The sequence below is a fragment of the Secundilactobacillus muriivasis genome (assembly GCF_054785195.1).
This window is the reverse complement of the sequence record NZ_BAABMI010000103.1, coordinates 1-4689: the sequence shown is the minus strand read 5'-3', so window position 1 is coordinate 4689 and position 4689 is coordinate 1. Positions and strand designations below refer to the sequence as shown.

General features: G+C 50.3%; 2 rRNA genes. Both read left to right on the top strand.

Annotated elements, in window-relative coordinates:
- Positions 1-1486, top strand: a 16S ribosomal RNA gene (locus ACYVR3_RS15990); the annotation flags it as partial.
- Between the two features lie 223 nt (positions 1487-1709).
- Positions 1710-4627, top strand: a 23S ribosomal RNA gene (locus ACYVR3_RS15985).
- Positions 4628-4689 lie beyond the last annotated feature (62 nt).

Below are 4689 nucleotides of genomic sequence, written 5' to 3'. Positions count from 1 at the left end.
TTGAAGTGCTTGCACTGATTTTTAACATCGGATGAGTGGCGAACTGGTGAGTAACACGTGGGTAACCTGCCCAGAAGCGGGGGATAACACTTGGAAACAGGTGCTAATACCGCATAACAACAGAAACCGCATGGTTTCTGTTTGAAAGATGGTTTCGGCTATCACTTCTGGATGGACCCGCGGCGTATTAGCTAGTTGGTGGAGTAATGGTTCACCAAGGCAATGATACGTAGCCGACCTGAGAGGGTAATCGGCCACATTGGGACTGAGACACGGCCCAAACTCCTACGGGAGGCAGCAGTAGGGAATCTTCCACAATGGACGAAAGTCTGATGGAGCAACGCCGCGTGAGTGAAGAAGGGTTTCGGCTCGTAAAACTCTGTTGTTGAAGAAGAACACATCTGAGAGTAACTGTTCAGGTGTTGACGGTATTTAACCAGAAAGCCACGGCTAACTACGTGCCAGCAGCCGCGGTAATACGTAGGTGGCAAGCGTTGTCCGGATTTATTGGGCGTAAAGCGAGCGCAGGCGGTTTCTTAAGTCTGATGTGAAAGCCTTCGGCTTAACCGGAGAAGTGCATCGGAAACTGGGAGACTTGAGTGCAGAAGAGGACAGTGGAACTCCATGTGTAGCGGTGAAATGCGTAGATATATGGAAGAACACCAGTGGCGAAGGCGGCTGTCTGGTCTGTAACTGACGCTGAGGCTCGAAAGCATGGGTAGCGAACAGGATTAGATACCCTGGTAGTCCATGCCGTAAACGATGAATGCTAGGTGTTGGAGGGTTTCCGCCCTTCAGTGCCGCAGCTAACGCATTAAGCATTCCGCCTGGGGAGTACGACCGCAAGGTTGAAACTCAAAGGAATTGACGGGGGCCCGCACAAGCGGTGGAGCATGTGGTTTAATTCGAAGCTACGCGAAGAACCTTACCAGGTCTTGACATACTGTGCTAACCTAAGAGATTAGGCGTTCCCTTCGGGGACGCAGATACAGGTGGTGCATGGCTGTCGTCAGCTCGTGTCGTGAGATGTTGGGTTAAGTCCCGCAACGAGCGCAACCCTTATTGTCAGTTGCCAGCATTCAGTTGGGCACTCTGGCGAGACTGCCGGTGACAAACCGGAGGAAGGTGGGGATGACGTCAAGTCATCATGCCCCTTATGACCTGGGCTACACACGTGCTACAATGGATGGTACAACGAGTTGCGAACTCGCGAGAGTAAGCTAATCTCTTAAAGCCATTCTCAGTTCGGACTGCAGGCTGCAACTCGCCTGCACGAAGTCGGAATCGCTAGTAATCGCGGATCAGCATGCCGCGGTGAATACGTTCCCGGGCCTTGTACACACCGCCCGTCACACCATGAGAGTTTGCAACACCCAAAGTCGATTCGGTAACCTTCGGGAGCCTGTCGCCTAAGGTGGGGCAGATGATTAGGGTGAAGTCGTAACAAGGTAGCCGTAGGAGAACCTGCGGCTGGATCACCTCCTTTCTAAGGAATAATACGGAAACCTGCACATGAGACAAAACTTTGTTTAGTTTTGAGAGGTCTACTCTCAGAATTGGTTCTTTGAAAACTAGATAATATCAATTTTCTTTTATATTAATTAATAATTTCATTAATTAAGCCGAGAACACCGCGTATTTTGAGTTTTTTATTAGTAAAGTTTATTTACTTCGCGTAATACTCAATTAGCCAATCACGTTAGTGATGAGGTTAAGTTATAAAGGGCGCATGGTGGATGCCTTGGCACTAGGAGCCGATGAAGGACGGGACTAACACCGATATGCTTCGGGGAGCTGTACGTAAGCTTTGATCCGGAGATTTCCGAATGGGGAAACCCAATCATCTTAGTCGATGATTAATCTTTAGTGAATATATAGCTAAAGATTGGCAGACGTGGGGAACTGAAACATCTAAGTACCCACAGGAAGAGAAAGCAATAGCGATTCCCATAGTAGCGGCGAGCGAAGTGGGAACAGCCCAAACCAAGAAGCTTGCTTCTTGGGGTTGTAGGACTGAACATTTGAGTTACCAAAGCAGTTGATAGTTGAACGGTTTGGGAAGACCGGCCAGAGCGGGTGATAGCCCCGTAGACGAAATCAATTGCCCTCAGTTCAGGATCCTGAGTACGGCCAGACACGTGAAACCTGGTCGGAATCCGGGAGGACCATCTCCCAAGGCTAAATACTCCCTAGTGACCGATAGTGAACCAGTACCGTGAGGGAAAGGTGAAAAGCACCCCGGAAGGGGAGTGAAATAGTTCCTGAAACCATGTGCCTACAATTAGTTGGAGCCCGTTAATGGGTGACAGCGTGCCTTTTGTAGAATGAACCGGCGAGTTACGTTAACATGCAAGGTTAAGATGAAAAGTCGGAGCCGTAGCGAAAGCGAGTCTGAAACGGGCGTTTCAGTATGTTGATGTAAACCCGAAACCAGGTGACCTACCCATGTCCAGGGTGAAGGTGCGGTAAAACGCACTGGAGGCCCGAACCCGTGTACGTTGAAAAGTGCTGGGATGAGGTGTGGGTAGCGGTGAAATTCCAAACGAACTTGGAGATAGCTGGTTCTCTCCGAAATAGCTTTAGGGCTAGCCTCGGAAAGAGAATCGTGGAGGTAGAGCACTGTTTGGACTAGGGGCCCGTCATGGGTTACTGAATTCAGATAAACTCCGAATGCCACTGATTTATATCCGGGAGTCAGACAGTGAGTGATAAGATCCATTGTCGAAAGGGGAACAGCCCAGACCACCAATTAAGGTCCCTAAGTGTATCCTAAGTGGAAAAGGCGGTGGAGTTGCATAGACAGCTAGGATGTTGGCTCAGAAGCAGCCACCATTTAAAGAGTGCGTAATAGCTCACTAGCCGAGTGATTCTGCGCCGAAAATGTACCGGGGCTAAGGATACCACCGAAATTGTGGATTCGACCATTAGGTCGAGTGATAGGAGAGCGTTCTAAGGGCGGTGAAGCTAGATCGTAAGGACTAGTGGAGCGCTTAGAAGTGAGAATGCCGGTATGAGTAGCGAAAGATCAGTGAGAATCTGATCCACCGAATGACTAAGGTTTCCTGGGGAAGGCTCGTCCTCCCAGGGTTAGTCGGGACCTAAGTCGAGGCCGAGAGGCGTAGACGATGGCCAACAGGTTGATATTCCTGTACTAGTAAGATATGTTTGAGCGATGGAGGGACGCAGGAGGCTAAGCCGTGCGCACGATTGGAAATGTGCGTTCAAGCAGTAAGTCTGGTTATCAGTTAAATGCTTTTAACCGTGTAGACAAGCTGTGATGAGGACCGAATTTAAGTAGGGAAGTGGCCGATGTCACACTGCCGAGAAAAGCTTCTAGTGAGTATCTTACTACCCGTACCGCAAACCGACACAGGTAGTCGAGGAGAGAATCCTAAGGTGAGCGAGTGAACTCTCGTTAAGGAACTCGGCAAAATGACCCCGTAACTTCGGGAGAAGGGGTGCTGCACGTCAGTGCAGCCGCAGTGAAGAGGCCCAGGCGACTGTTTATCAAAAACACAGGTTTCTGCAAAATCGTAAGATGACGTATAGGGGCTGACGCCTGCCCGGTGCTGGAAGGTTAAGTGGATGAGTTAGCTTCGGCGAAGCCCAAAAATGAAGCCCCAGTAAACGGCGGCCGTAACTATAACGGTCCTAAGGTAGCGAAATTCCTTGTCGGGTAAGTTCCGACCCGCACGAAAGGCGTAACGATCTGGGCACTGTCTCAACGAGAGACTCGGTGAAATTATATTACCTGTGAAGATGCAGGTTACCCGCGACAGGACGGAAAGACCCCATGGAGCTTTACTATAGCTTGATATTGGGTGTTGACACAACTTGTACAGGATAGGTCGGAGCCGTAGAAATCGGAACGCTAGTTTCGATAGAGGCGCTGGTGGGATACGACCCTTGTTGTGTGAACACTCTAACCCGCACCACTTAGCGTGGTGGGAGACAGTGTCAGGTGGGTAGTTTGACTGGGGCGGTCGCCTCCTAAAAAGTAACGGAGGCGCCCAAAGGTTCCCTCAGAATGGTTGGAAATCATTCGTAGAGTGTAAAGGCAGAAGGGAGCTTGACTGCGAGACAGACAGGTCGAGCAGGGACGAAAGTCGGGCTTAGTGATCCGGCGGTACCGTATGGAAGGGCCGTCGCTCAACGGATAAAAGCTACCCTGGGGATAACAGGCTTATCTCCCCCAAGAGTCCACATCGACGGGGAGGTTTGGCACCTCGATGTCGGCTCATCGCATCCTGGGGCTGTAGTCGGTCCCAAGGGTTGGGCTGTTCGCCCATTAAAGCGGTACGCGAGCTGGGTTCAGAACGTCGTGAGACAGTTCGGTCCCTATCCGTCGCGGGCGTAGGAAATTTGAGAGGAGCTGTTCCTAGTACGAGAGGACCGGAATGGACATACCGCTGGTGTATCAGTTGTGCCGCCAGGCGCATTGCTGAGTAGCTATGTATGGATGAGATAAACGCTGAAAGCATCTAAGTGTGAAACTCGCCTCAAGATGAGATTTCCCATTCCTTTATGGAAGTAAGACCCCTGAGAGATGATCAGGTAGATAGGTTAGAAGTGGAAGTGCAGCGATGTACGGAGCGGACTAATACTAATCGGTCGAGGACTTAACCACGTAAGTGGTGTTCATCGGTAAGAAAATTGATATTAGCTAGTTTTGAGAGCACCAGTTCTCAA